The following is a 26,992-nucleotide window of genomic DNA, read 5'->3' as shown; positions in this document are numbered from 1 at the left end:
ATAAGGGAGCAAGCGGACTCATGATGATCCTTCGCCCAATCCAGCAAAATGATTATTCAGCATTACTGAAAATTGCCCACGAATCAGGGCATGGTTTTACGTCTTTGCCATTAAACGAAGAACTATTGCAAAAAAAGATCGACCATTCAGTAAGCTCTTTTGCTAAACAAACGTCACAACCTGGTGACGAAGGCTACCTGTTTGTTCTTGAAGATAGCGAAACCGGTGACGTTGTAGGAACATCTGCAATTGAAGCTGCGGTAGGGCTTGATGATGCATTTTATCATTATCACTTAAGTAAAGTGATTCACTCTTCGCGCACATTAGACGTATACAAAGCGGTTGATATTCTAACGCTATGTAACGACTACACAGGTGCTACAGAGCTTTGCACATTGTTTTTAAAAGATGGCTATCGTAAAAATTGTAACGGTAAGCTACTTTCAAAAGCGCGCTTTATGTTTATAAAACAGCATCAAGAGCGTTTTGCGCAAACAGTGATTGCAGAAATGCGCGGTGTGTCTGACGAAAACGGCAGTAGCCCTTTTTGGCAGTGGCTTGAAGAGCACTTTTTCTCAATGGATTTTCCAACAGCCGATTACCTAACAGGTATTGGCCAAAAGGTTTTCATTGCTGAACTAATGCCTAAATACCCAATTTACGTAAACTTGCTAAGTAAAGATGCGCAAGCCGTAATAGGTAAAGTACACGACAACACTCGCCCAGCAATCGAGTTATTAAAAAGCGAAGGCTTTACGTTTAATGGCTACGTAGACATTTTTGACGGCGGCCCAACGGTTGAAGCAAAAGTAGATAACATTGCGACTATTCGTAATGCACGTAACTTTAACGTTGAAATTGGCGAAATGACTGGCGACACCATAGTGTTACTAGCTAACGAAAAGCTTAATGACTTTAGAGCAACCGTTGCACCAATGACATTTGACGAGCGCGCAAAAAGCCTTATTTTATCGCAAGAAATAGCAGATGCACTGCATTTGCAAACTGGCGATATTGTTAGTGCAACCACGATTTAATTTAGGAGAAAGTATATGACTCATCCTGCACAATTTATAAATGGTCAATGGTCACAAGGCCAAGGCACAGAATTTAATTCAGTAAACCCTGCAAATAACGACGTTATTTGGCAGGCTTCATCGGCAACTGCGGCGCAAGTAGACACCGCAGTAAATGCAGCGCGCGAAGCGTTTTATGCATGGGCTGATAAAAGCTTTACTGAGCGTTTAGAAATAATTAAAGCATTTGCAGCGCAATTAAAAGAAAACAGCGAAGAGCTCGCTATTACTATTGCACAAGAAACAGGTAAGCCACTGTGGGAAACTCGCACAGAAGCGGGTGCTATGGTTGGTAAAATTGCCATTTCTGAAAAAGCATTTTTAGAGCGCACTGGCGACGTAGAAAACGCAATGCCACTTGGCCGTGCGATGATTCGTCATAAGCCACATGGTGTTGTAGCCGTATTTGGTCCGTATAACTTTCCGGGTCACTTACCTAATGGCCACATTGTGCCAGCGCTTTTAGCAGGTAACACGGTTGTGTTTAAACCGTCTGAACTTACTCCTAAAGTAGCTGAGCTTACGCTTAAACTGTGGGAAAAAGCAGGTTTACCAGCAGGTGTCATTAACCTTGTACAAGGTGAAGTAGAAACGGGTAAAGCCCTTGCTGCTCACAAAGGTATTGATGGCTTGTTCTTTACGGGTTCTTCGCGTACTGGTCATATTTTACATGAACAGTTTGCGGGTCAACCTGGCAAAATTTTAGCGCTAGAAATGGGTGGTAATAACCCACTTATTATTACTGACGTTGAAGACACTAAAGCGGTTGTTCACGATATTATTCAATCAGCGTTTATCTCAAGTGGCCAGCGTTGTACGTGTGCACGTAAACTATTTTTACCAACAGGTAGCAAAGGCGATGTGATACTTGAGCGTTTAATCACAGCAACTAAAGCGATTAAAGTAGGTAATTATGACGATGCAGACCAGCCATTTATGGGCTCTATGATCTCATCAGCTGCAGCTGCGGGTATGGTTAAAGCGCAAAACGAGCTTGTTGAGCTTGGTGGTGAAGTATTAGTAGAACTTGAGCACACAGCTAATACCGGCTTTGTAACACCAGGTATTATTGAGTGTACAAATATTAGTGACTTCCCAGATGAAGAGCATTTTGGACCACTTTTAAAAGTATTCCGCTTTGACGACTTTGACCAAGCCATTGATAAAGCAAACGATACAACCTTTGGTTTATCGGCTGGTTTATTAAGTGACAGTGCAGCAGATTACGACCATTTCTTACGTCGTATTCGTGCAGGTATTGTTAACTGGAACCGCCCAATTACTGGCGCATCAAGCGCAGCACCGTTTGGTGGTATTGGCGCATCGGGCAATCACAGAGCAAGCGCGTATTACGCAGCTGACTACTGTGCATACCCTGTAGCTTCAGTTGAGCTTGAAAAAGTAGCTATGCCAGCAACACTAAGCCCAGGCTTAAAAATAGATTAAGTAGTAATACTACTTAATTATTATAAAAGCAGCTTCGGCTGCTTTTTTTGTATTGCTAACGCGCAAAGCTAGCAATCAACAGCGCTTTCTGCTTAAATCAAAAATAATTAATTATACAAAGGTGGTACAAAAATGGTTTTAGATAGGCAAGGGTACGATGATTTGATCATGTATCTAACTCAAAATTTAGCATTGTTTGAGAAGCCAGGCGAAATAAAACCAGGTGCCCCAACAGTAATGGAATTAATCGAAGACGTTATTGCACAAAATGTGATGCTTATTTGCGAGCAGCACACAAACCTCAACACAGAGCAGCGTAGTCAAATTGTACGTGAAGTTGATGGCATAGTTTACGATTTAGAAGAAGTCCTCAGCAGCATCACCTCACAGCCTGTCACGGTTGAACAGCATGCCTTTATAGATGAATTTGCAGGTTTAGTAAAAAACCTCTTTGATAGCGCTTTAACACAACAATCTTAGCCATTTTATAGCCCTGCGTTGCATTTTCATTTGCAACTACGGCTAACTTGCTTACAATCAAGAAAATATTTTTTTGAGATATAACAATGCAAGCAAATGTAAAATGGGTTGAAGGCGATACGTTTATTGGTCGTTCTAATTCTAACCACAATGTTGTGTTTGATGGCGGCAGCGATAGTGCAGCACCAAGCCCAATGGAAATGGTTTTAATGTCAGTTGGCTGTTGTTCATCAGTTGATGTGGTTAGTATTTTAAAAAAAGCCAAACAAGATTTTTCAGATGTACAAGTACAACTAAGTGCAGAGCGCGCCGAAACAGCCCCACGTGTGTTTACCAAAATCAATTTACACTTTGTTGTTAAAGGCAATAATGTGTCTGAAAAGCACCTTGCACGCGCCGTTTCACTCTCTGCTGAAAAGTATTGCTCAGTTGCATTAATGCTTGATAAAACAGTAGAAATTACGCATAGCCACGAAGTTGTGCAAGATCAAGCAAAATAACGCTTTTTCCACGAGGGAAATTCGTATAAAATCCGCGAACTTTTCATTCTGCAGGTGCAGAACCCACTAATTTATAGGTTGGTTTATTATGAACAAACCCTTCGATAAACTTAAACTTCATGGCTTTAACAATTTAACCAAAAGTTTAAGCTTTAGTATTTATGATATTTGTTACGCAAAGACCGAGCAACAACGTAAAGAATATATTGAATATATCGATGAGCAGTACAGTGCAGATAGACTAACCGACATTTTAGGTGAAGTTGTTGATATTATTGGTGCTAACATTTTAAATGTAGCGCGCCAAGATTATGAACCGCAAGGCGCAAGTGTAACTATTTTGGTTTCAGAAGAACCAGTAGAAGAGCAGCAAAATTATGATGCTGACGAAGCACCAGGCCCATTACCTGATTCAGTTGTTGCGCACCTAGATAAAAGCCACATTTGTGTACACACATACCCAGAAGCTCACCCTGATGATGGTATTTGTACATTCCGTGCTGATATTGAAGTGTCTACTTGTGGCATTATTTCGCCACTTAAAGCGTTAAACTTCTTAATTCATAGCCTTGAATCAGACGTAGTAACAATTGACTACCGCGTTCGTGGTTTTACCCGCGACATAAACGGTGTTAAGCACTACATTGATCATGCTATTAGCTCGATTCAAAACTTCATGACAGAAGATACAAAAGAAGCGTACCAAATGATGGACGTGAACGTGTATCAAGAAAACCTGTTCCATACCAAAATGATGTTAAAAGAAACCGATCTAAACACGTATTTGTTCGGCCTTTCTACGGCAGATTTATCAGAGGGCGAAGAAGATGAAATTCGCTCAAAGCTGACCCGTGAAATGCAAGAAATATTCTATGGCCGTAACCTGCCAGATACAGAATAATAGCAACGAATTAAATTAAAAATGGCGCTCAGTGAGCGCCATTTTTTTATACTTTATTTTACAAGCAATAGCTGTGTTTGTCGGCCATTTAAATACCAGACACCGCTTTTATCAAAAATAGCATCTTCCTCTAGCATTATTCTTATTTCTTTATTCCACTGTTTTATAAACACAGCATTGTTAAGCTCAATTGAGTAAGCCGTATCTAAATGCAGCGGATAGTCACCATCTCCCGGTACACCTTGCTGAGAATCCCACATACCTAATGTAGTGCCAGCAGCATGACCATTATAGCCAAGAGGGTGAGTATAAATAGTGGGTTTTAATCCCTGAACAATAGCGGCTTTTCGTGCTGCAGCTAAAACCTCATTACCGGTTTTACCTACCGCAAATTGATTGGTAAATATGTCTTGTAGTTTATTACCGCTTTTTAGTGCTTCAACTAAGTAACTAGGTGCACTTATTTCGTTTTCTTTGAGCACATACGCATGCTGCTGCGTGTCGGTATTTAAGCGTAAATAAGTAATCCCAAAATCTACATGAAGCAAGTCACCGGCTTGTATAACGTTATCATCGTAGCCATTGGTAAAGCTTTCTTCATGATCGAACGACTTCGCATCGGCGCGCTGAATAGCAATACTTGGGTGAAACCATGTTTGTAGTTTGAGCTCTTTTACGCGCTCTCTAAACCACCATACCAAGTCATCGTTAGTTGTTTCACCAACCGTAATTGTTTTACCCGAAAACCCCTCTGCAATAATATGATGGGCAATAGCGACAATATGTTTATACATTTTAACTTCTTTAGGAATGCGTTGCTCTAACCACGCAACAGCAAGCGGCTCTGCAGAAATTATTTTATTGTGATAAGTGGCGGGCAAGTTAGCCATTAAGGTTTTGTAATCGCCTAGCACAAGGCCATCGGCATGTGCCCAGTCGGTAGAAGTATTAAGCGCAATGTTGCGAGGTTTGTATTGCTCAATAAGTGTATTGAGTGCTTCCCACTGGCTTGGTTGTGTTTGTTTATCCCACCCTTTTTTAAATACGTTACCTATTTTATAAGGCGCAATAGCGTAAGCATCAACACCACCTTGTTTATTAAGTGCAAATAGCAAAATAGTGGTGCGTCTGGCTGAAAGCCATGTTGCAGGCAGCATTGTTTTTAATATTGGATCTTCGTTATATTCACGACTTATAAGTAGCCACATATCAGTGTTGTGCTGCTTCATTAATGAGGGCATTAAGGTATTAACTCTAAGCTCAGTTATTTTATCTATAAACGCAGCGCGCTCTTTCATCGATAAAATAGTGGGAGCGTCATCGGCTTTAACAAAGAGGCTTAAAACAAGCGTAGTTAGCAAGCTTACGTAAAGTAGGAGTTGTTTAGTAAAGTGCATAATTGTTTTATTTTTAGGCTAGTTAATTTATAACATGCCTGAAGAGCGACTATAAAAAAACAATTTGAGATAAACAGCACACAAAAAAGCCCGGCTAAAAAGTAGCCGGGCTTTTGTATAAACAGTTTTATTACTTAAGCATGCTGTATAAAAGTGCAAATACAGCAAGCGAGCCAACCGCTAATATAAATAGCGTGCTAAAGCGATTTCGGTATTTATTAAGTGCAGGTACTTTATAAACTGCAATCATTGGCATAATGAATAAAATCATCGCAATGATAGGGCCCGATAACTGATCCATCATGTCTAAAATACTTGGGTTTTTAACAGCACAAAACCAAATAGCTAAAAACATGATTAACACACCAATTTTATCGGTAACGCCAGCGCTTAAGCCTGTTTGTTTAGTTACTAAACCTGTAAAGCTTTCGCGTGCACCTAAAAAATGACCCAAAAACGACGATGTAATAGCAATAAAGGCAACAAGTGGCCCAAGTGTGGCAATAAACGAGTTATCAGTAATATTAGCAAGGTAGGATAAAACCGATACGTTAGCCGCTTTAGCTGCTGCCATTTGCTCGCCTGTAAGCGACAGCACGCAAGAGAACACAAATAACAGTACGAAAGTAATAAGTAGCAAGCTAGTGCGCTTTAAAATCGCCTCAGACTTACGTGTAGCTTGTTCGCCGTAATGACCGCGTTGCACATTTACAAAGCTTGAGATAGCCGCTGCGTGGCTAAACGAAAACACAATAATAGGAATCGATAACCACAACGTTTTACTAAAGCTGCCTATTTCAGGCACCGTCATATCTGGCATCTGCCAGCTAGGGATTAAATAAAGTGATAAAAAGAACAATATGCCCACAAGCGGATACACTAAAATAGCAAAGGCACGTAGCATTAAGCGCTCGCCGCCCATCATTAAGCTAATCATGCCTGCAACTAATACGCCCGAAAGTAGCACGCGAGAAGGTGATTCCATCCCCATTTGATTAACCATAAAACTATCAACGGTATTGGTTAAACCTACACCGTAAATAAGCAAAATTGGGAATATAGATAAAAAGTACAACAAGGAAATTAACCGCCCCGCAGTCACACCAAAATGCTCTTCAACTACGTCGGTAAAATCGGCATCTTTATTTTTTGATGAAAGTACAAAGCGCGCTAATCCACGGTGCGCAAAAAAGGTCATTGGGAACGCTAAACACGCCATAATAATTAACGGCCAAAAACCGCCAATACCAATGTTAATAGGTAAAAATAAAATACCCGCACCAACGGCGGTACCAAATAAACTTAATGTCCACTGCGTATCGTGCAGGTTCCATTTAGTTTTTGTATTTGAATTTTTGCTTGAATTTGTGTGTGTGTTTGGTGATGCATTTGAAAGCGTTGCATCTTGAGATGTTGTCATGTGTGTGTGCTCATCCATTATTTAAATAATAACTGTGCCGAAGGGTATAGTTTTTAGAGACATTTTTCATGTTTTGAAGAGATTTTTAGACTAATTAATTAGACTCAATTGGAGGGTAAGTGTCATGAATACGAAACAGTGGTGTAAAAGTGAGCAAAAGCCTTAAATGGCAAGCCACATTATAGAGTTACTGTACGGGGTAGGTTGGTTAGTTGGAGCGAAACCCAACACGCTATAGCGTCATGCTAGCAGGAAAGCCGAGGAAGGCGGTTTTCATAACGTAAAAATAGGGGAAGATCATTTTTATTGGTTTTCATTTAAAAATCAAAATCTGCTCCCAAAAGCTGCTAAGTAGAAGCCATTAATCTCAACTTCATAAGAGATTTTTATTAAACTCCGTTATACTTCCTACAATTGAATATGCCAAACGAAGTAAATAGGCCACTAACTGCAATGAGCAAAGATATTCTCTTCCATACTACTTTTGCGCACGAAACCAGTAAAACATGGGTTGTATTTGTCCATGGAGCAGGTGGTAGTTCGGCAATTTGGTTTCGTCAGCTTAAAGCCTATAAAAAAGAATATAATGTGTTGTTGCTAGATCTTCGTGGTCACGGTAAATCGAATAACTTAGTACAAAACTTTGTTGATAATAATTATTCATTTAATAATGTCTCTAAAGACATTATCGATGTGTTAGATCATAACAATATTACCAGCGCACACTTTGTTGGCATTTCATTGGGCACAATTATAATTCGAAATATTGCTGAAATTGCGCCGCAATATGTTTCTAGCATGGTGCTAGGTGGAGCGGTTACTCGTTTTAATACTCGCAGTAATACATTGGTTTATTTAGGTAATACTTTTAAACACTTCCTGCCTTATATGTGGCTGTATCGCTTATTTGCTTTTATTATGATGCCGAAAAAGCGTCATAAAGAATCTCGACTTTTGTTTGTTCGTGAAGCAAAACGCTTGTGCCAAAAAGAGTTTATAAAATGGTTTAAATTAGCCATGGACGTAAATCCTTTAATGCAATATTTCAAAGAAAAAGACATTGATATACCCATTCTTTACATTATGGGTAAGGAAGATCATATGTTCCTTGGCCCTGTTAAAGAAATGGTAAAGCGCCATAAAAATAGCGTACTGCAAACTATTCACCATTGCGGCCATGTCTGTAATGTGGAACGCCCTGACTTATTCAATCAGCACTCGCTTGCTTTTATCGCCCAGCAAAATCGTTAAGGGTTGTCGCTTTTAAAAAGCTTTCAATTAATGGCAAGTACTTAGTAAATTGGATTAGGTCATTCTTTTTGGCTTTCGCCCTAAACTAAAAGCAAGACCTGATCCTAAAGGAGTTATTCTGAGTGGGGTACGTAGTAATCGAGAAGGTAATAAAAACGCATAGCTTGCTTGCACATCCCTATTGATAAGCAATGTTTACATTAGAGCTTTCTGATGTGAATATAAGATTAGTTTTTTTGAGTTGACCTTTCAATGCTGGAATCGGAGAAGAATACATAAATGGAATTTAAATCACATAAAATAATTATTGATCCAAACGACCCTTTTGAGAATGACAAGCTTGGACGAAAACCTCATGTCGAAAACTTTACTACACTCCTCAAAAACATTAGCTCACCGATTGTTTTATCCGTGAATGCTCCTTGGGGGCAAGGTAAAACTACATTTTTGGAGATGTTAAAAGCTAACCTACAAATAAATGATTGTTCGGCAATTTACTTTAGTGCCTGGGAAACTGATTTCGTTAATGATCCACTGCAAGCATTTCTGGGCGAGGTTAATAAAAAAATAGAGTCTCTTGTTGAGGGAGATAAAGAGAAAAGTAAAGCATGGGTTAATGCAAAGAGTGCAGGTGCACAAATTTTAAAAAAAGGTTTACCCGTGTTAGTAAAGCTTGCTACTGCTGGAATAATTGACGCTGAAAAAATAATTGAAGCTGAAGCAGCCAAATTCACGGAGGGATTATCTAAAGATTTTTTGGATGATTATACAAAGAGTAAAGAGGCTATTACTTCTTTTAAAGAGAATGTATCAAAAGCTTTAAAAAATGAAGATGGAGCTACAAGCCAATTATTTATTATTATTGATGAATTGGATCGGTGCAGACCTACTTATGCAATTGAGTTACTAGAGAGAATAAAACATCTTTTAGATATTGAAGGTCTTGTATTTGTAATTGCAATGGACAAACTTCAACTGTCTCATAGCGTTAAAGGGGTCTATGGTGCAGGGTTTGAAGCAATGGGTTATCTTAGGCGGTTTATTGATATTGAGTATATTTTGCCTGAGAGTGATTTAGACGCATTTATTGAACAGCTTTATAAAATATTTGAGTTTGATATTTTCTTTCAAAAAAGAACTCAATACCAATCATTTAGATACGAAAAAGATCACTTAAAGAATACCTTTAAATTATTGGCGAAAGCTAAAAAACTGTCTTTAAGGGAAGTAGAACAGTTATTTGCGAAAGTAAATTTAGTAGTTAAATCTACAGCGGAAGATGTATATCTTTACCCTGACTTGTTAGCATTCTTGATTGTTGCTAAAGAGTACTATTACGAAAGTTATAGTGGGTATATTAATGGAGGAGATACACCAGAAAAGCTGATTAAAGTTCTTCATAAAATAACCCCTAATTTGAAATCAATAGATTCTAGAGCGTGCGCAGTAATTGAAAGCTCTTTAATTGGAGCAAAAAATGATAGATACCACGGTAATATTGGAGAAGCGCTAAAGTACCATGAAGATATAAGTTCTGATGAAAGTGCTAGTACAGAAGAACAGAGCTATTCATATGATGTAGTACAATTAACAAAAAGTTTTGACGGGTTTCGAAATTCGATTGATCTAGAGAGTTTAAAGCAGAGGATAGAAATGCTAGAAAGCTTCAAATTCAATAGTTAATATAAAGTCCTATTGTAGCAAAAGCTATCACTTGTCTTGCTGACAACCGATAGCTAACCACTCAAAACTGCGCTTACTCTTCTATCGCACTTACAATAAAATACGGATTTAAGTATTCATCTTTGGTGTTATAAATAAGCGGGCTGCCATCAAGCTTAGTGACTTTAGCACCGGCTATTTCGGCGATTGCATGGCCTGCACCTGTATCCCATTCGCAAGTTGGACCTAAGCGCGGGTAAATATCGGCGCTGCCCTCAGCGACTAAACACAGCTTTAGTGAGCTGCCTTTAGACACCATTTCAACCTCATCAAAGCGTTTCACAAACTCGGCTAAATCGGGTGATGGGTGCGAGCGGCTACCTACAACACGAATTAACCCTTTGTTAGGTTTAGTTGTTACTTTAAGCTCAATTCGCTCATCGCCTTTATCTTTAAATGCGCCAATAGCTTCGGCGGCTAAGTACGATACGCCAAGGGCAGGTGCATCTACTACGGCTAAAATAGGAGTGCCGTTTTTAATTAGGGCGATGTTTACGGTAAATTCACCGTTCTTTTTAATAAATTCTTTAGTGCCGTCGATTGGGTCAACTAACCAGTAGCTTTTCCACGTTTGGCGTACATCCCAGCTTATGTCGGCATTTTCTTCACTGAGTATTGGAATGTCGGGTGTGAGCTGTTGAAGCCCTGCCACAATCAGTTTATGAGCTGCTAAATCGGCGTCGGTTACGGGGCTTTCATCGGCTTTGTACTCAACGTTAAAGTCCTTTTCGTAAATTCCCATTATCGCTTGGCCTGCTTTGCGGGCAAGGATGAGGGTTTCTTCTAGCAGTTCGGTTTGATTCATGGGGTTAACCTATATTATGTGCTTTTGTTTTAGATACGTTATCAGTTGTGTAACCGATTGGTCTAGGGTGTTTTTACTTGTATCTAAAATTATTTCTGGATTGTTTGGCACTTCGTAGCTTGAATCGATACCAGTGAAGTGTTTTATCTCTCCAGCGCGGGCTTTTTTGTATAAGCCTTTTGGATCGCGGCTTTCGCATACATCCAGTGGGGTATCGATAAATACTTCAATAAATTCGCCGTCGTCTACTAAGTTACGCACCATGTCGCGTTCTGCTCTAAAAGGCGATATAAACGCAGTAAGTACTAACAAGCCAGCATCGGTCATTAATTTAGCGGTTTCGCCTACGCGGCGTATGTTTTCAATGCGGTCTTCGTCGCTAAAGCCTAGGTCTTTACATAAACCGTGGCGTACGTTGTCGCCATCGAGCAGGTAAGTGTGCGTACCTTGCTGATTAAGCGCCGCTTCTAGTGCGTTTGCTACGGTGCTTTTGCCAGAGCCTGAAAAGCCGGTAAACCATAAAATAGCGGGCTTATGTTTTTTTTGCTCACTACGCTGTGCTTTTGTAGTTGCGTAGTTATGCCAAACTATATTTTCATCCATAGTGAGAGTCTCTTATGCTGTGAGCGCAGGTATTAAAACGGAAATACCAGCGGGATCAAGGTTAATACCGTGATTGAATAAATAATAGAAAGGGGTAAGCCCATCACTATGTAATCTTTTAAGCGATAGTTACCCGCGCTATAAACCATTAGGTTAGTTTGATACCCAAATGGCGATATAAAGCTGGCTGATGCGCCAAAGGCAACCGCCATAATAAATGGTAGCGGGTCTACATTAAAACCAACCGCGAGCGAGTAAGCAACAGGGAACGACAAGGCAGCTGCTGCGTTATTAGTAATAAGCTCGGTAAATAATACGGTCATTAAAAATATGGCAATAAATGCGCCGTAAGGACCAAAGTCGCCAAGTACCATAAACATGGCGTCGGATATTTGCCCGGCAAGTCCGGTGCCTATCATTAACTTGGCAAGGCCAATGGCGCTGCCTACTACCACTAATAACTCGATAGGAAAACGGCGTTTTACTTCGTTAAGTTTTATGGTGCCACTGAGCATTAAGCCAATCAGTAATACTAATAAGCCTTTAACCAGCGGCACTATGCCAATAATGCTTAAACCCAGTACTGCGGCAAAGCACAGTAGCACAATGTTTGATTGTTTAGGTGCAAGGTGGGCTTGTAAGTCAAACCCTGAAATATACACAAATTCGCGCTTTAAATTAGGCAAGGTGTAAAAGTTTTTGCCTGGGGCAAGTATAAGCGAGTCGCCAGCTTGTAATTGCACTTGCCCAAGGCCGCCTTGTAAGCGGTCGTGACCACGGCGAATGGCAATAACGGCTGCATGAAACTGTTCTCTAAAGCGGGCTTCTTTTACGGTTTTGCCAATAAATTTCGAAGACTGACTTACTACTACTTCTACTAAGTGTTCTATGTCTTTTTGATGATTCTCGTGTACTACTTTTAGGCCGTCGAAACGGGTAAGTAATGGCACCGATTTTATGTCACCTACAAACAGTAGCACGTCATCTTTTTGAATAATTTGCTGCGGGGTGACTGCGCAAATGCGGCTGCCATCGCGAATAATTTCAGCGAGGAATAAGTCTTTTAAATCACGCAGGCCGTTTTCTTCAACGGTTTGGCCTATTAACTTTGAGTTTGCTTGTACTTTACCTTCTAGGTAAAAAGGCACGACTTCTTGGTCGCTTTTACCGTTGTCGGGTAAGTATTTAAGCATCACTAAAATGGTAATTAGGCCTACGCTTAGCGCGCCTAAACCCACTAAGGTAAAGTCAAAAAAGCCCAGCGGTTCCATGCCCGCATCGACTGCAAAGCCATTGACGATTAAGTTGGTTGATGTACCAATAAGCGTAATGGTGCCGCCCAAAATAGCAGTGTACGACAGCGGTAATAATAGCTTTGAAGGGGAGTGATTAGGGTTGTCTTTTATCGCGGTAATAAGCGATGCAACAACGGCGGTATTGTTAGTAAACGACGATAAAAAGGCGGTTGATAACCCCAATTTCGTTACCGATTTTACTAAACTACCTTTAGATAGCGATTGCGCTAACTTTTGAATTAGGGTGGTTTTTTCTATTGCGGTCGACACTAACACCAATAGTACTAAGGTGATTAGCGACGGGTTAGCATAATTAATTAACATGCTTTCAAGATCGATTAGCCCTGCTAAGTAGCTGGTGCCAATGGCGCTTACAAATAACCATGCTGGATTAATACGGGTGCCAAAAAGGCACCCGACTAAGGTAAGCATAATGCCTGTTAAAACGAGCTGTTCTACCATGCTTTTAAATTCCTAACAGGCTAAAGTTAACTTATAACTTAGAAATATCACGCGCTTGCCAATGCGGAAAGTGCTTGCGTACTAAGCTGTTAAATTCAACTTCAAATTCGCTAAAGTTACTTTGCTGTGCTTGGCTTTGCAGTACTTGTTCAATCATGCCCGCAGCAACCGTTAAGTTTGATAAGCGATCGATTAGGATAAACGAGCCTGTTTCATGATTGCTGTGGTACTCGTCTGCCAAAATAGTTTCGGTTAGTTCAAGCGTTACAATCGCAATTTCGTTTAACTGTAGTGAATCGGCAGTGCCGTGTTCAAGCGTGTTTACATCAATCGTGTAATCAATTTTTGTAACAATAGCTGAGGTGTTTTTACTGCCTAGCTTTAGGTTATAGCTTTTACCTAACACTAATGGCGACTCATGCATCCACACAATTTTAGCTTGCAGCTGGTTAGTAACAACAGCCGTTGAATTTGCAGGTACTATTACGTCGCCTCGGCTAATATCAATTTCGTTATTTAGGGTAACGGTAATTGCTTGGCCTGCTTCTGCGCTGTCTAGGTTGCCATCAAAGGTAACAATTTCTTTAATGCTTGATGTTTTACCCGACGGTAATACTTTTATTGCATCGCCTACGTGTATCTTGCCCGACGTAAGTGTGCCTTGAAAACCACGGAAGTTTAAATTAGGACGCACTACATATTGCACCGGTAGGCGCGCTTCAAAGCCTGTATCTGTTTCGGCTGCTGGCGAATCTTCTAGTAATTCAAGTAGCGGCTTGTCGGTGTAATACGGTGTATGAGCAGAGCGAGTTACTACGTTGTCGCCTTTAAGCGCCGACATAGGCACAAACTTAATGTTTGATACGTTAAGTTGCTCAGCAAATTTAAGGTAATCGGCCTTAATTTTTTCATACACGGTTTCGTCAAAATCAACGATATCCATTTTATTAACGGCAACAACAAACTGCTTAATGCCCAGCGAGTCACAAATAAAGCTATGGCGCTTAGTTTGTACTTGTACGCCGTAACGCGCATCAACCAAAATAATGGCGACATCACTTGTTGATGCACCCGTTACCATGTTGCGTGTGTATTGCTCGTGACCAGGTGTGTCGGCAATAATAAATTTACGCTTAGCCGTTGAAAAGTAACGGTACGCTACGTCAATGGTAATGCCTTGCTCGCGCTCAGCTTGTAGGCCATCAACTAATAATGCAAGGTCAAGATCTTCACCTGCATTACCTACTTTTTCGTTATCTTTATGAAGGGCTGCTAGCTGATCTTCATAAATTTGGTGGCTGTCGTGCAGTAGGCGGCCAATCAATGTTGATTTACCGTCATCTACGCTGCCACACGTAAGCATACGCAATAAGCTTTTATCTTGTTGGCGTGCTAGGTAGGCGTCTATGCCTATTTCTTTTACTTCGTTAAATGTATCGTTATTTTGGCTAGACATTAAAAATACCCCTCACGTTTTTTCTTCTCCATTGAGCCTGCTGAATCATGGTCAATAACACGACCTTCACGTTCAGATGACGTAGATAGCAGCATTTCTTCAATAATTTCGGTTAAAGTACTTGCTGTTGACTCAACTGCACCGGTAAGTGGGTAGCAGCCTAATGTACGAAAACGTACAGATTTCATTTGCGGTACTTCACCCTCGTTAAGTGGCATACGCTCATCGTCAACCATAATTAGGGTGCCATCGCGATCAACAACAGGGCGCTCTTTTGCTAGGTAAAGCGGCACCATGTCGATGTCTTCTTGGTAAATGTATTGCCAAATATCAAGCTCAGTCCAGTTAGATAACGGGAAAACACGAATGCTTTCGCCCGGATTAACTTGGCTGTTATAAGTGTTCCAAAGCTCAGGACGTTGGTTTTTAGGGTCCCAACGGTGGTGTTTGTCGCGGAACGAGTAAACACGCTCTTTTGCGCGTGACTTTTCTTCGTCGCGGCGTGCGCCACCAAATGCAGCATCAAAACCATATTTGTTAAGTGCTTGCTTTAAGCCTTGGGTTTTCATTATGTCGGTATGTTTACCCGAGCCATGCGTAAACGGGCCTACACCCATTTCAATGCCTTCTGGATTTTTGTGTACCAGTAGGTCAAAACCGTATTCTTTAGCTATACGGTCGCGAAACTCAATCATTTCACGAAACTTCCAATTGGTGTCTACGTGCAATAACGGAAACGGAATTTTTGCAGGGTAAAATGCTTTACGCGCTAAGTGCAAAAGTACCGACGAATCTTTACCAATAGAGTAAAGCATTACTGGGTTCTCAAACTCAGCGGCGACTTCGCGCATGATTTTGATACTTTCAGCTTCAAGTTGCTGAAGGTGAGTTAAAGCCATTGTTAGTCGTCCTACTAAAATGATTAAAAAGTTACAAATTTAAAATTCGATTATGTATTTGATACATCTGTTAGCGGCTGTGCAAAGCTGCTTGTTTGTTCGTTTTTCCCAAACCACGCTAGTTGCGAGTGCAGGGCGGCTACTTCACCAATAATGAGTAGCGCAGGCGATATAATGCTGTTGCGTTCAATTAAGTCGGCAAGTTCGCCTAGTTGGCCTGTTACTACACGCTGATTTTTGCGTGTACCGTTTTCGATAATGGCAACAGGTGTGTCGGCTTTGCGGCCATGCTTTAAAAGCTCGCTTTGTATGTGCGGCGATTTAATTACGCCCATGTAAATAGCAAGCGTTTGATTTGCTTTTGCCAGCGATTGCCAATCAAGTTCTTGGCCGTCTTTTTTACAGTGGCCAGTTACAAATTGAATGGCCTGTGCATGGTCTCGATGCGTAAGCGGAATACCCGCATACGCACTACAACCTGCAGCGGCTGTAATACCTGGTACAATTTGATAATTTACGTTGTTAGCAGCCAGTACTTGTACTTCTTCGCCACCACGACCATAAATAAACGGGTCACCACCTTTAATGCGGCACACTTTTTTGCCTTGTTTAGCAAGGTCGACCAACATTTGGTTGGTGTCGTCTTGAACAACACTATGATCGCCCAAACGTTTGCCTACACAAATAAGGTCAGCATCGCGGCGCACTAATTCCATAATTTCGTCAGACACTAAAAAGTCGTATACAACCACATCGGCTTGTTGCATAAGTTGTAGTGCTTTAAGTGTTAAAAGCTCTGGATCGCCAGGGCCTGCACCTACTACATATACTTCGCCTTCAGGTTCTGCTTTAGCATCTAGCATTTGCTCTAGTTGCTGCTGCGCGGCTTGGGTATCACCGGTTTGTACTTTACTCACGACAGATGAGTCGAACACGCCTTCCCAAAATTGGCGGCGGTCAGAAAAGTGTTTAAAGCGTTTTTTTACTTTGTCTCTAAAGCCACCGACAAGTGTTGCAAGAGGGCCAATATGATGCGGAATAAGGGTTTCGAGCTTTTCGCGTAAGCGACGTGCAAGTACCGGCGCTGTGCCTGCACTTGATATAGCAATCGTAATTGGGTCGCGGTCAACAATGGATGGGAATATAAACGTACATTTAGGTTGGTCATCAACCACGTTTACAAATACATTGCGGGCATTGGCAAGTTCAAATACGTTGTTGTTTACTTCATCGCGGTCGGTTGCTGCAATAACAAGCATTTTGCCATCGAGATGCGATTCATCAAAATAAGCATCAATAAGCGTTACTTCATTATTATGTGCATGTTCTTTTAGTTCGTCGCAAAACCAAGGTGCTACTAAAGTAACGCTCGCTCTCGCTTTTAAAAACGCGCGACATTTGCGTAATGCGACCTCTCCACCGCCAACAACCAATACTGGTTTGTTGTCGAGTTTGGTAAAGATAGGTAAATACTGCACGTTAATAAGACCCCTAAACAAATTCAAATATAAGAAAACGCTTTATTCTGATAAGCAGAATATAGCGGCTATCAATAAGTAAAAAATAATTAAAACCAAGTTGATATAGCCAAAAGTTATAATAGGTAGGCTTTTTAGGCCTAAGAGCTAGTTAACAAGGGATTGCGCCGAGTTACAAGTAAAATAACCAGCTTATAGTGTTTGGTTATGAGCTATAGCGAGTTTGGTTTAATTTGTTAATATGGAAGCATATTCTATTTTGTACTTATACCAATTGCATTAAATTAGTGATTTATTATAGCGACGAGAAAATAGCTCAATAACAAGGCTAAAATTATGATACATAGTTGTTCTATATAAATAATTTTTAACGTAGTTAGTGAGTTATTTAATACGCTAAAATGATTATGTTTTTAATAAAATTGGTATTACATAAGCAACGGAGCTCTAATGACACAACACCAAAAAGATGCCGCATTAGCAGTCGCACTGATGGATTTAACAAGCTTAAACACCAGCGATACCACCAAAAGCATTCAAGCACTTGTTGATAGCATAAATCCTACCTTAGGTACGCCTGCCGCTGTATGTGTTTATAGCGACTTTGTTGATGATGCAAAAATAGCACTCGCAGCGCGTGAGCTTAACCACGTAAAAGTTGCAACGGTCACTAACTTTCCAACGGGTGATGCGCCACTGAGTGATGTAATTAACGAAACACTTATTGCAATAGAGCGCGGCGCTGACGAAATTGATTTGGTTATTCCTTATAAAAAGTTAATTGCGGGCGATGTTCAAACAGTACTTAGTTATGTAAGCGAAAGTAAAAAAGCATGTGGGTCGCGCGCCCAACTAAAAGTAATAATAGAAAGCGGTGAGCTAAAAACCGAAGCGCTAATAACGCAGGCTACTCAATTGGCAATTGAAGGTGGTGCCGATTTTGCAAAAACCAGTACGGGTAAAGTGGCCATTAATGCAACCCTTGAATCAACAAGAATTATGCTAACAGCCATTAAAAACTCGGATAAACGTGTGGGCTTTAAAGCTGCCGGCGGTGTTAAAACTGTTGCCGATGCCAGTGATTATTTAGCGCTAGCACGCGCAATAATGGGGGATGATTATTTACAAGCAAATACATTTAGGTTTGGTGCTTCAAGTTTGCTGAATGATGTTTACAAGGTGTTGAATGAAACGCAGCAGTGATGAGGAAAAACGTCAGTTAGAGCATGATGCTGCTAAATTGTTTTTACGTTGCTATGAGCAGCAGTTGGGTGTTCATATGCGCAACATTTGGCATAATGAGCCTAATAAACCTGACGTTAGTTGTTATCAAGAGAGTGAACAGCTTGATATAGAAATTGCTCATTTATATGCCAGCGAAACAGAAGCGATGGCTGTTTTAGGACGATCGTTGTCAATGCAAATGCAACGAGATTTGGCAGATATGGCACAAAAGCCAAGTGAACACAGATTGCGGGCTGCATTAGAGCGGTTGCTGAAACAAAAAGCGAAAAAACGTTATTATTCAGAGCGTACTTGGCTTGTTATTCGTAACGCCAGTACTATTTGGCACAAAGCTGACTTTGAAGCTGTGATCAATGACCTTAACTTTCCAAGAACCTATCAATTTGAGCAAATTTGGTTAGTGTGTGATTTTTATCGTGGTGAGTTATTACGTATAGATTGAAAAACGGCTCTAAGTAACAGCCGTTTTTCATTTTAAACTTAAAGCTAATATTTATTAATTAAACTTGAACATGTTGCCTATACTTTCGAGGCTTGATTTGTTCGTTTTAGCAATACAACCACTATCATCAAGTGACTTTTTAGTTGTTTCATCAGCTAAACCCGTTACCTTTAGTTTTTTGTCTTGCTGGTACTCACGAAGTGCGATAACTGTTTTACGATCGTACTCAACATCCTGTGTTTCAAATTCTTCGTAATCAGGCTGGTTTCTTAGGTAACCCAAACATACCAAGCTTAGGCGCGACATTGCTAAATCCATCTTTTCATAATGTGGCATTCTATGAGTGGGTACATCAACTGTTACAGCGCTCTTGCTGGCTGTTTTTGCTTGTACAGCTGCCGGTGGCGGCGCAGTGTAACCCGATGCTAAAGTGTTATTACTGTTATAGCGATAGTAAGTATCTGGAATTTTAGTTTCTAAAAACTCAACCGCTTTAATAATAACTTCACGAAGGGCTTTTTCTTTAGGGGTATCAGACCATCCACTAATATTACCGCCAACAAGTGCGCCACCAAAGTTGGTTGCGGCTCCAGTAAAGTCAAAATCTTTACTGCCACCTTCAACACTTGTTGCAGCTAAAATGCGTGATGTGCGTGTATCTATTAGACGAAGATCAATCGCCATATGAGAGCCTGAGAAACCAGCGGATACAGAGCTAAATACATCACCCATAAAGCCGCCACTGCCAACACTTGCACCAGAGCTATCGTCATCAAATTCAGTTACCGCTGCAATAACGACTATTTCAGCGCCTTCAATCTCACCATAAGCGGCACCCGATGATGCACTAACGCGACCTGAGGCTGCTAGGTCTTGTTCTGATAAAACAGCATCAAGCGCTTGGCGCTCTAAAACAATAAAGCGATTTGTTGATACGAGTGCCGTAGTTAATTGATCAGCCATACCGTCGCCTATTTCTTTACGCCACCATTTTGAGTTGTTTGATTTGTCGGTAAAGCGTGCAACAGCAATACGAGCTTTGGGCCCATTGTATTGTTCTTGGGCGACAGTGTTTATGTCTGGTGAATTTTGACCTGACGTAACATTTGTGGAGGTGCTTTGACAAGCGCTCAGAGTGGTAGTTAATAGTGCCGTTAATAATAGTTTTTGTGGTGCTTTTAACATATGACTGTCCTTAATTAATATGCTTAAAGGAAATGCAGTGCATTACCTTTAATATTTAAATTCATGTTAATTTAGTTAAATCAGTAGGTTAATAATAGTACTGGTGCGAAATGTTTAGTCACACAGGCGAAATTTATCAGGATTGTTCGCGAAACTGTTTTGGGGACATATTATATTTTGCTTTAAAGCACCGGGCAAAGTAGCTTTGTGAATTAAAGCCAACTTGCTGTGCTACTAGGCCAATTGCAAGCTCACTATTTTTTAAAAGCTCTTGTGCAAATTCTAAACGAATATTTCGAATGTAATCGCTTGGTGTTAGGTTGTACAAGGCTTTCATTTTTAATTGTAAAGCGCGAGGGCTAAGGTAGAGCGCTGCTGCAAATTCTTCTACGCTAAATGCTTCGTCTTGGTAATGCTCTTTTACTGTCGTTTTTACACGCTCGGTAAATACATAATCTTTACTTTGCGCCATTTGTGGGTCGAGCTGGGTTGTTTGTGATAAAGCAGGTAGTTGTTGTTTTAAATGTTGATTAAGTACTTCTCTAATCGTTAATAACCCTTGAACACGGCTGAGTAACAGCTGCGGCTCAAAAGGTTTACTCAAATAGTCATCAGCAAGTAAGTCTAGGCCCTTTAATTTACTGTGCGTATCTGCCTTTGCTGAAAGTAATAACACCGGAATATGGCTAATAGCCGTGTCGGTGCGCAGTGCTTTAATAAACTGATAGCCATCCATAACGGGCATCATTACATCACTTATTACCAAGTCAGGCATTTCGTTTTTACATAAAGCTAAACCTAGCTCTCCGTTAGCTGCACTTATACACGTGAAGCTACTAATAAATAGTGACGTTATTAAATCACGCATTTCATCGTTGTCTTCAATAATAAGAATCTTATTACTTTTTACTGCACATAGATTATTGTTTTTAGACACAGCAAGAGCAGTGAGGTTAGAGGTTTCGTCTGTTTGAGTTGTTGGGAGTGAAACAGTAAAACAACTTCCTTTGTTTAATTCACTTTTAAGTTCAATAGTTCCTCCATATTGCTCAACTAGCTGCTTCACCAGCGCTAAGCCAATACCGCTACCACTTTGATTACTCGTATCTATACGTGTGAATCGTTGAAAAACGGTCTCAAGGTGCTCTTTATCTATACCAACACCAGTATCTGAGACTGTGATGATTAATTTTTGTTTTTGAGTTAATAGCTGAAGTAATACTTTGCCAGTGTTTGGAGTGTATTTTTGTGCGTTACTCAATAAGTTACTGATAATAGAAATTGTATGATTTAGCTCTAATTTAATGGGAATAGTTTTTTGTGTTAAATCTTCAAACTCGAACGTAATATTTTTTTGTTTAAATAAAGGGGTGAAATCTTCAATTAATTGTTTAACTACCGGCTTTATAGCATAGGGTGTGACGTGTTTCACTGCTGTGCTTGGGCGCTGACTGAGCTGTAAAAGTTGGTTTATTTGATCCAATAGCTTATAGCTATTACGTTGAATCATCGCTAGTTTTTGTTGGGTGTCTGAATCCTTATGGCTTTTTTGTAAACTCTCAAGTGGCGCTAATATTAAGCTCAATGGTGTTTTAAGTTCATGGCTAACATTATCTAATAGTTGGGTTTTTAAGTTGCTAAGTTCTTTCTCTTTTAAGTTTGCTTGCTCTGCAACGTTAGCTCTATACCTTGCTGTTATAATTAACCACATTATAAATAATACGATCATGATGTAAGTGACATAGGCAACATTGTTCTTCCACCAAGGTGGAGTAACTTTAAGCGCAACCATTGTTTTATCATCACTCCATTGACCGTATTGATCTTTAACTTTTACAATAAAGTGATAGCTTCCAGCGGGAAGTTGAGAATAACTAACTTGCCTCTGGTTTTTGTTTGCGTATAAAAACTGCTTATCTAACCCAGCTAACTTGTAAGCATATTGGTATTGATAAGGGGGCTCTGCACTGTTTAAAGCAGAAAATTTAAAGCCGATAACACCATCTTCTTCTTTAAAAAAGAGTCTGTCTGTATAGCTTATAAGCTTAGCCGTTTGGGTCTTGTTTTTTATATATTGCTGCGTCGCGACTGACTGGTTATAAATAAGTAAGTCTGTAATAACGGGCTCTGGGGGTTGAGTTGCTAGGGTTAGTTTTAACGGATCAAATTGATTAAAACCGTTAATACCACCAAAAAATAGCTCGCCGTCATCTGCTTGAAAAGCGGCACCTAAAATAAAAGAATGATGCTGTATACCGTTTGCGGGTAAAAAATGCTGCATTTGTTGGGTTTGAGGAGCGTAACGGGTTAGGCCTTGGTTGCTGCTTAGCCACAAGTAACCGCTGCTATCTTGTTTAATTGCAAAAATATTATCGTTAAGTAAGCCATCAAACTCTGTAATGTTTATTACTTTGTTTGTTTGGATATTTAATTTATTGAGCCCGCCAAAAGTACCTACCCATAAAGTGTTTTTATCTTGTAAATGCAAGGATGTAACCATGTCATGCGTTAAACTATTAGGCTTTTTAAGATCGCTTTGGTAATGAGTGAATGTTTCATCATGTAAAGAAAGTTTATTTAACCCTGCGCGGGTTCCTGCCCATATAGCATTGTTGTCGCTGTCATAAGTAATACTAAAAACAGTATTATTTGAGATACTATTTTTATCTGCGGTGTATTTAAAATTTGTAACCTGTAAAGTATCGGGATTAAATCGCGTTAAGCCTTCGTTACTGCCCAGCCATAAATTACCACTTAGATCACCTTCGATTGCATAAATACGGTTACTACTGAGTTGATGGCTTTGCACAGTAAAAGCCGAAAAGTTATCATTAATTGGGTTGTAAAGCAGTAAACCACCTCCGTATGTGCCTATCCATACGCGTTTATTGGCATCTTCATAAAGACTAAATATATTGTTATTAGTTAAGCCTACATCTTGATTTTTATCTGTTTTATAGCGTTTAAATCCTGTGTCAGTTTGTTTGTTAAGTCCGTCGCGCGTACCCACCCAAAGTAAGTTGTTACTGTCTTTGAGTATTGCTCTTACAAAGTCATTCGAGATAGAAGCTGGGTTATTGCTTTGATGTTTTTGATGACCAAACTGAGTCTGCCTTTTATCATAGCGATGTAATCCATAGCCGTCTGTACCAATCCAAATAATGCCTTGAGGGTCTTGGTAAAGTGATAATAGGTGATCGTTAGCTAAGCCATGTTTTAAATCTGGAGAGTGAGTAAGTTGATGAAACTCGCTACTTAATAAATTATCTGTAGCTTGGTAATAAAGACCATGACCATAAGTGCTTACCCATAATTTTTTTTCATCATCAAAAAGTATATCTGTGACCCAAACATTTTTGAGTTGCTCAAAGTTATAAAATGCGAGTGTGTTTGAGTCAAAAACACTTAGACCAGTCTTGCCTCCTATAATAAATTTGCCGTTTGTTGCTTTTTTTAATTGCCAGAGCTGTTCAGGGCTATTAGATATATGTTCGAACCGATGTGTTTGTGTATCGAACTTAATCAGCCCGATACTACTTGCTAACCAAAGGTTTTTTTGATCATCAAAAAGCACATCCTTAAAAACAACATTTAAGTGATTCGTGCCCTGATAAGAAAATAATTCGGTAGTACCTGTGTATGTATCTAAACGAGTAAGTTGCCCTTTATCGTGACCAATCCAAATGATTTGTGGCGAATTAGAAGAAATTGATGAAATACGTTCGTTTGTAATAGGAGGGGTTGAGTACTGGTTAAAAACACTAAAACTTCCTGTTTCAGTATTTAATAAGTTAAGTCCATTACTTGTTGTAGCAAACCAAATGTGGCCGTTTCCTAAATTCAGGCAGTCCGTAATCCAATTTCCCGAAATACTAGGTTGTGAAGGATTGAATTTATAGTGCTTAAATTCATACCCATCAAATCGGTTTAAGCCACCTTGGGTAGCAAACCAATGAAACCCTTTTTCATCAGTGGTACTGCAGGTAATTGAATTTTGTGATAAACCTTGTTCATTTGTATATGTATCTAAGTACAATGGCAGGGCATAAGAACTAATATGAAATAATAATAAAAAGCTAATAATTTTATATCTTATGATTGTTTTTATTGCTTTCACAGACTTCCCATCTAATTGTGAGTCCCTATAATTTGGACAATCATAAACTGCTTTTTAATCAATGTTAAGATTGATTTTTTAATGCAATGCCGAGATTTTCCAATGTGGGTATCTTTTAGGCTTGTGTTAATGGACTGCGTAAGTATAATAGGCATCCACTTTGCAGGGGCGTAGTTCCAATTGGTAGAACAGCGGTCTCCAAAACCGATGGTTGGGAGTTCGAATCTCTCCGCCCCTGCCAGTTTTACTTGTGGTTTGAGTAGTCTGAGATTAAAAACCGGTTTAAATTAAGTCTGTTTTTAAGTTTAGATTTTAATGGATTAACCTTACCGTAGTGTAGGGTTGTTGTGTCTGTAGTTAAGGTAATAATATTATGAGCACGAATGTAGAAACACCATCAAGTGCGATGGAGTCAGTAAAGTGGTTAGTAGCAATCGCGCTACTTGCAGGCGCAGTTGTTGGTAATCACATGTATGCAGATCAATCTGTACTACTACGTGCTATCGGCGTTGTTGTTGCAATAGCGGCCGGATTAGCAATTGCCTCGCAAACATTTAAGGGACGTAACTTTCTTGCTTTCGCTAAAGAAGCTCGAATTGAAGTACGCAAAGTTATTTGGCCAACGCGCCAAGAAACTACCCACACGACATTAATTGTAATGGTTGCAACAGTGATTATGGCACTTATCCTTTGGGGATTAGATGGCATTTTATTCCGCGCTGTAGGCTTTTTAACTGGATTGGAGATCTGATCCCATGTCGGATGAGAACGAGAACAAAGAAATTAAGTTACGTTGGTATGTAGTACAAGCCTTTTCTGGTTACGAAAAGCGTGTAGCTCAAACGTTAACTGAACACATTAAAATCGAAGGTCTTGAATCGAGCTTTGGTGAGATACTAGTACCAACTGAAGAAGTTGTTGAGATGCGCGCTGGCCAAAAGCGTAAATCTGAGCGTAAATTCTTTCCAGGTTATGTATTAGTACAAATGGATATGAATGACGCAAGCTGGCACTTAGTGAACAGCACTGAACGTGTAATGGGCTTTATTGGTGGAACGTCTGATCGTCCTGCTCCAATAACTCCTAAAGAAGCAGAACGCATTCTTAATCGTCTTCAAGAAAATGCTGAAGCACCTAAACCTGCTACATTATTTGAACCAGGTGAAGTTGTTCGCGTTACAGACGGACCATTTGCAGATTTCAGTGGTGTAGTTGAAGAAGTTGACTACGAAAAGAGCCGCGTAAAAGTATCTGTACTTATTTTTGGTCGTTCTACGCCAGTTGAGCTTGAATTCGGTCAAGTTGAGCAAGATAAGTAATTGATTAAAAAAGCTTCGCTAATTTTTATTTAAATTTTGGCATGAAGCTTGAAAAAGGCCGCTGATTAACTTATAATCAGCGGCCTTTTTGTATTAAGGTAAAATTTATTTTTACTGTGCAAAAAGTACGAAACCAATTTTTAAACTGGGAAGCCGTTAGAGTACGCGTCCTCGCGCGCACAAGGCTGAGACCCACCAAATGAGGTATTTATAATGGCTAAAAAAGTTGAAGCTCTAATCAAGCTACAAGTTGCCGCTGGTATGGCTAATCCTAGTCCTCCAGTAGGTCCTGCACTAGGTCAACACGGTGTAAACATCATGGAATTCTGTAAAGCGTTTAACGCGCGTACAGAGTCTATCGAAAAAGGCGCTCCAGTTCCTGTAGTGATCTCTGTTTACGGTGACCGTTCATTTACGTTCGACATGAAAACGCCACCTGCTGCTTACTTACTTAAGAAAGCTGCTGGTATCAAGTCAGGCTCAGGCCGTCCTAACACTGATAAAGTAGGCACAGTAACTCGTGCTCAACTTGAAGAAATTGTTGAGACAAAACGAACTGACCTTACAGCTGCCGATATGGACGCAGCGGTTCGCACTATCGCAGGTTCTGCGCGTGCGATGGGCTTGAACGTAGAGGACTAAGAAATGGCTAAATTAACTAAACGTATGCGTACTATCCGCGAAAAAGTGGAAGTAACAAAAGATTACGAAATCAATGAAGCAGTTGCTCTTTTAAAAGAGTTAGCGACAGCTAAATTCGTAGAAAGTGTTGACGTTGCCGTTAACCTTGGTATCGATGCTCGTAAATCTGATCAAAACGTTCGTGGTGCTACTGTACTACCTAACGGTACTGGTCGTGACGTTCGTGTTGCTGTATTCACACAAGGCGCTAATGCAGAAGCTGCAAAAGAAGCCGGTGCTGAATTAGTAGGCATGGAAGATCTTGCTGAACTAGTTAAAAAAGGCGAGATGAACTTTGACGTTGTTGTTGCATCACCAGACGCTATGCGTGTTGTTGGTCAACTAGGTCAAATCTTAGGCCCACGTGGTCTAATGCCAAACCCTAAAACTGGTACTGTAACGCCTAACGTTGCAGAAGCAGTTAAAAATGCTAAAGCAGGTCAAGTACGTTACCGTAATGACAAAAATGGCATCATCCATACTACTATTGGTAAGGTTGATTTCACTGCAGAGCAATTACAACAAAACCTTGAGTCTCTAATTGTTGCGCTTAAGAAGGCTAAACCTTCTCAAGCTAAAGGTGTTTACTTGAAGAAAGTAACTATCTCTACAACAATGGGCGCAGGCGTTTCTGTTGACCAAAACACTTTAAGCACAACTGTAGCTTAATCAGTGTTTACATGGCGTGAAATTTGTACTATAATTTCGCGCCATTTTGTTGATTAATTTATTAATTGGCAAAGTAAAGAATTCGGGTTGAAGTCCATAATTTCGTTAAGCCTTCGGGGTTAACGATAAATTGGGCTTCCGTC

The 26,992-nt window shown here is 40.1% G+C and carries 23 protein-coding genes and 1 tRNA gene; 14 read left to right on the top strand and 10 right to left on the bottom strand.

The window, feature by feature from the left end:
- The first annotated feature begins 20 nt into the window (after positions 1-20).
- The 5 genes from astA (at position 21) to speD (ending at position 4,403) form a co-directional block, all read left to right on the top strand.
- Positions 21-1,037, top strand: coding sequence for an arginine N-succinyltransferase (astA, locus tag I6E85_RS06170; RefSeq protein ID WP_197236719.1), 1,017 nt, complete (start codon positions 21-23; stop codon positions 1,035-1,037).
- 15 nt (positions 1,038-1,052) lie between these two features.
- Positions 1,053-2,522: a succinylglutamate-semialdehyde dehydrogenase gene (astD, locus tag I6E85_RS06165; protein ID WP_007580085.1), complete on the top strand. Its 1,470-nt coding sequence runs from the start codon at positions 1,053-1,055 to the stop codon at positions 2,520-2,522.
- Positions 2,523-2,654: 132 nt separating this feature from the next.
- Positions 2,655-3,002, top strand: coding sequence for a DUF3802 family protein (locus tag I6E85_RS06160; protein ID WP_007580087.1), 348 nt, complete (start codon positions 2,655-2,657; stop codon positions 3,000-3,002).
- A gap of 86 nt (positions 3,003-3,088) precedes the next feature.
- The gene (locus I6E85_RS06155) at positions 3,089-3,502 is read left to right on the top strand and encodes an OsmC family protein (protein WP_002958863.1); all 414 of its coding nucleotides are present in this window, start codon (positions 3,089-3,091) and stop codon (positions 3,500-3,502) included.
- An 88-nt stretch (positions 3,503-3,590) separates the two neighbouring features.
- Entirely contained in the window at positions 3,591-4,403 is an 813-nt protein-coding gene (speD, locus tag I6E85_RS06150; RefSeq protein ID WP_007376266.1) for an adenosylmethionine decarboxylase, read from the top strand.
- A 53-nt stretch (positions 4,404-4,456) separates the two neighbouring features.
- Here the strand turns inward: speD and I6E85_RS06145 are convergent, their stop codons facing one another.
- Positions 4,457-5,800, bottom strand: coding sequence for a M24 family metallopeptidase (locus I6E85_RS06145; protein WP_197236718.1), 1,344 nt, complete (start codon positions 5,798-5,800; stop codon positions 4,457-4,459).
- A 130-nt stretch (positions 5,801-5,930) separates the two neighbouring features.
- A complete protein-coding gene (locus tag I6E85_RS06140) occupies positions 5,931-7,220 on the bottom strand; it encodes an aromatic amino acid transport family protein (RefSeq protein ID WP_197236717.1) in 1,290 nt (429 codons plus the stop codon).
- 453 nt (positions 7,221-7,673) lie between these two features.
- Here I6E85_RS06140 and I6E85_RS06135 point away from each other — a divergent pair, with 453 nt between their 5' ends.
- Together I6E85_RS06135 and I6E85_RS06130 are read left to right on the top strand one after the other, a co-directional pair.
- Positions 7,674-8,471 (top strand): alpha/beta fold hydrolase, encoded by a 798-nt coding sequence (locus I6E85_RS06135; protein ID WP_024589582.1) that lies wholly within the window; start codon positions 7,674-7,676, stop codon positions 8,469-8,471.
- 279 nt (positions 8,472-8,750) lie between these two features.
- A complete protein-coding gene (locus tag I6E85_RS06130; RefSeq protein WP_197236716.1) occupies positions 8,751-10,154 on the top strand; it encodes a P-loop NTPase fold protein in 1,404 nt (467 codons plus the stop codon).
- A 73-nt stretch (positions 10,155-10,227) separates the two neighbouring features.
- On the opposite strand, the gene cysQ is transcribed toward I6E85_RS06130, so the two are convergent.
- From cysQ to cysG, 6 genes are read right to left on the bottom strand one after another with little or no spacing between them, the layout of a single operon-like run.
- Positions 10,228-10,998, bottom strand: a complete 771-nt coding sequence (gene cysQ / locus I6E85_RS06125) for a 3'(2'),5'-bisphosphate nucleotidase CysQ (protein WP_007378438.1) — start codon at positions 10,996-10,998, stop codon at positions 10,228-10,230.
- A 9-nt stretch (positions 10,999-11,007) separates the two neighbouring features.
- Entirely contained in the window at positions 11,008-11,601 is a 594-nt protein-coding gene (cysC, locus tag I6E85_RS06120) for an adenylyl-sulfate kinase (protein WP_149605738.1), read from the bottom strand.
- 32 nt (positions 11,602-11,633) lie between these two features.
- The gene (locus I6E85_RS06115) at positions 11,634-13,358 is read right to left on the bottom strand and encodes an SLC13 family permease (RefSeq protein ID WP_165740257.1); all 1,725 of its coding nucleotides are present in this window, start codon (positions 13,356-13,358) and stop codon (positions 11,634-11,636) included.
- 31 nt (positions 13,359-13,389) lie between these two features.
- Positions 13,390-14,814: a sulfate adenylyltransferase subunit CysN gene (gene cysN / locus I6E85_RS06110; RefSeq protein ID WP_197236715.1), complete on the bottom strand. Its 1,425-nt coding sequence runs from the start codon at positions 14,812-14,814 to the stop codon at positions 13,390-13,392.
- Positions 14,814-15,713, bottom strand: coding sequence for a sulfate adenylyltransferase subunit CysD (gene cysD / locus I6E85_RS06105; protein ID WP_197236714.1), 900 nt, complete (start codon positions 15,711-15,713; stop codon positions 14,814-14,816). Before cysD ends, cysN begins: the two co-directional genes overlap by 1 nt.
- 50 nt (positions 15,714-15,763) lie before the next feature.
- The gene (gene cysG, locus I6E85_RS06100) at positions 15,764-17,191 is read right to left on the bottom strand and encodes a siroheme synthase CysG (RefSeq protein ID WP_024600081.1); all 1,428 of its coding nucleotides are present in this window, start codon (positions 17,189-17,191) and stop codon (positions 15,764-15,766) included.
- Positions 17,192-17,641: 450 nt separating this feature from the next.
- Between cysG and deoC the strand changes: the two genes are divergently transcribed.
- Positions 17,642-18,394 carry a deoxyribose-phosphate aldolase gene (gene deoC, locus I6E85_RS06095; RefSeq protein WP_197236713.1) on the top strand — a complete coding sequence of 251 codons (753 nt, stop codon included), beginning with the start codon at positions 17,642-17,644 and terminating at the stop codon, positions 18,392-18,394.
- Positions 18,378-18,878: a hypothetical protein gene (locus tag I6E85_RS06090; protein ID WP_101216814.1), complete on the top strand. Its 501-nt coding sequence runs from the start codon at positions 18,378-18,380 to the stop codon at positions 18,876-18,878. Before deoC ends, I6E85_RS06090 begins: the two co-directional genes overlap by 17 nt.
- A gap of 54 nt (positions 18,879-18,932) precedes the next feature.
- Here the strand turns inward: I6E85_RS06090 and I6E85_RS06085 are convergent, their stop codons facing one another.
- Together I6E85_RS06085 and I6E85_RS06080 are read right to left on the bottom strand one after the other, a co-directional pair.
- Positions 18,933-20,063 carry a CsgG/HfaB family protein gene (locus I6E85_RS06085; protein WP_165722179.1) on the bottom strand — a complete coding sequence of 377 codons (1,131 nt, stop codon included), beginning with the start codon at positions 20,061-20,063 and terminating at the stop codon, positions 18,933-18,935.
- Positions 20,064-20,199: 136 nt separating this feature from the next.
- Positions 20,200-24,180 (bottom strand): hybrid sensor histidine kinase/response regulator transcription factor, encoded by a 3,981-nt coding sequence (locus I6E85_RS06080; protein ID WP_197236712.1) that lies wholly within the window; start codon positions 24,178-24,180, stop codon positions 20,200-20,202.
- 164 nt (positions 24,181-24,344) lie between these two features.
- Between I6E85_RS06080 and I6E85_RS06075 the strand changes: the two genes are divergently transcribed.
- The 5 genes from I6E85_RS06075 (at position 24,345) to rplA (ending at position 26,849) form a co-directional block, all read left to right on the top strand.
- Positions 24,345-24,421 (top strand) — tRNA-Trp (locus tag I6E85_RS06075).
- A gap of 132 nt (positions 24,422-24,553) precedes the next feature.
- Positions 24,554-24,931: a preprotein translocase subunit SecE gene (gene secE, locus I6E85_RS06070; protein ID WP_002958877.1), complete on the top strand. Its 378-nt coding sequence runs from the start codon at positions 24,554-24,556 to the stop codon at positions 24,929-24,931.
- 4 nt (positions 24,932-24,935) lie between these two features.
- Positions 24,936-25,499, top strand: a complete 564-nt coding sequence (gene nusG, locus I6E85_RS06065) for a transcription termination/antitermination protein NusG (RefSeq protein WP_007580122.1) — start codon at positions 24,936-24,938, stop codon at positions 25,497-25,499.
- A 213-nt stretch (positions 25,500-25,712) separates the two neighbouring features.
- Complete coding sequence (gene rplK / locus I6E85_RS06060) at positions 25,713-26,141, top strand: 50S ribosomal protein L11 (RefSeq protein ID WP_002958879.1); 429 nt, start codon at positions 25,713-25,715, stop codon at positions 26,139-26,141.
- A gap of 3 nt (positions 26,142-26,144) precedes the next feature.
- Positions 26,145-26,849, top strand: a complete 705-nt coding sequence (gene rplA / locus I6E85_RS06055; RefSeq protein ID WP_007580124.1) for a 50S ribosomal protein L1 — start codon at positions 26,145-26,147, stop codon at positions 26,847-26,849.
- The last annotated feature ends 143 nt before the right edge of the window (positions 26,850-26,992 follow it).

The organism is Pseudoalteromonas sp. NZS71 (assembly GCF_015864715.1).
Lineage (GTDB): Bacteria > Pseudomonadota > Gammaproteobacteria > Enterobacterales > Alteromonadaceae > Pseudoalteromonas > Pseudoalteromonas arctica.
This window is presented reverse-complemented; position numbering and strand designations above follow the sequence as displayed.

What these genes read in the sequence shown, in the direction of transcription:
- secE (WP_002958877.1), top strand. Translation starts at nt 24,554, where the DNA reads ATGAGCACGAATGTAGAAACACCATCAAGTGCGATGGAGTCAGTAAAG.
- nusG (WP_007580122.1), top strand. Translation starts at nt 24,936, where the DNA reads ATGTCGGATGAGAACGAGAACAAAGAAATTAAGTTACGTTGGTATGTA.
- cysQ (WP_007378438.1), bottom strand. Translation starts at nt 10,998, where the DNA reads ATGAATCAAACCGAACTGCTAGAAGAAACCCTCATCCTTGCCCGCAAA.
- cysN (WP_197236715.1), bottom strand. Translation starts at nt 14,814, where the DNA reads ATGTCTAGCCAAAATAACGATACATTTAACGAAGTAAAAGAAATAGGC.
- astA (WP_197236719.1), top strand. Translation starts at nt 21, where the DNA reads ATGATGATCCTTCGCCCAATCCAGCAAAATGATTATTCAGCATTACTG.
- I6E85_RS06130 (WP_197236716.1), top strand. Translation starts at nt 8,751, where the DNA reads ATGGAATTTAAATCACATAAAATAATTATTGATCCAAACGACCCTTTT.
- I6E85_RS06160 (WP_007580087.1), top strand. Translation starts at nt 2,655, where the DNA reads ATGGTTTTAGATAGGCAAGGGTACGATGATTTGATCATGTATCTAACT.
- astD (WP_007580085.1), top strand. Translation starts at nt 1,053, where the DNA reads ATGACTCATCCTGCACAATTTATAAATGGTCAATGGTCACAAGGCCAA.
- speD (WP_007376266.1), top strand. Translation starts at nt 3,591, where the DNA reads ATGAACAAACCCTTCGATAAACTTAAACTTCATGGCTTTAACAATTTA.
- rplK (WP_002958879.1), top strand. Translation starts at nt 25,713, where the DNA reads ATGGCTAAAAAAGTTGAAGCTCTAATCAAGCTACAAGTTGCCGCTGGT.
- deoC (WP_197236713.1), top strand. Translation starts at nt 17,642, where the DNA reads ATGACACAACACCAAAAAGATGCCGCATTAGCAGTCGCACTGATGGAT.
- I6E85_RS06115 (WP_165740257.1), bottom strand. Translation starts at nt 13,358, where the DNA reads ATGGTAGAACAGCTCGTTTTAACAGGCATTATGCTTACCTTAGTCGGG.
- I6E85_RS06140 (WP_197236717.1), bottom strand. Translation starts at nt 7,220, where the DNA reads ATGACAACATCTCAAGATGCAACGCTTTCAAATGCATCACCAAACACA.
- I6E85_RS06085 (WP_165722179.1), bottom strand. Translation starts at nt 20,063, where the DNA reads ATGTTAAAAGCACCACAAAAACTATTATTAACGGCACTATTAACTACC.
- I6E85_RS06155 (WP_002958863.1), top strand. Translation starts at nt 3,089, where the DNA reads ATGCAAGCAAATGTAAAATGGGTTGAAGGCGATACGTTTATTGGTCGT.
- I6E85_RS06090 (WP_101216814.1), top strand. Translation starts at nt 18,378, where the DNA reads ATGAAACGCAGCAGTGATGAGGAAAAACGTCAGTTAGAGCATGATGCT.
- cysD (WP_197236714.1), bottom strand. Translation starts at nt 15,713, where the DNA reads ATGGCTTTAACTCACCTTCAGCAACTTGAAGCTGAAAGTATCAAAATC.
- I6E85_RS06135 (WP_024589582.1), top strand. Translation starts at nt 7,674, where the DNA reads ATGAGCAAAGATATTCTCTTCCATACTACTTTTGCGCACGAAACCAGT.
- rplA (WP_007580124.1), top strand. Translation starts at nt 26,145, where the DNA reads ATGGCTAAATTAACTAAACGTATGCGTACTATCCGCGAAAAAGTGGAA.
- I6E85_RS06145 (WP_197236718.1), bottom strand. Translation starts at nt 5,800, where the DNA reads ATGCACTTTACTAAACAACTCCTACTTTACGTAAGCTTGCTAACTACG.
- cysC (WP_149605738.1), bottom strand. Translation starts at nt 11,601, where the DNA reads ATGGATGAAAATATAGTTTGGCATAACTACGCAACTACAAAAGCACAG.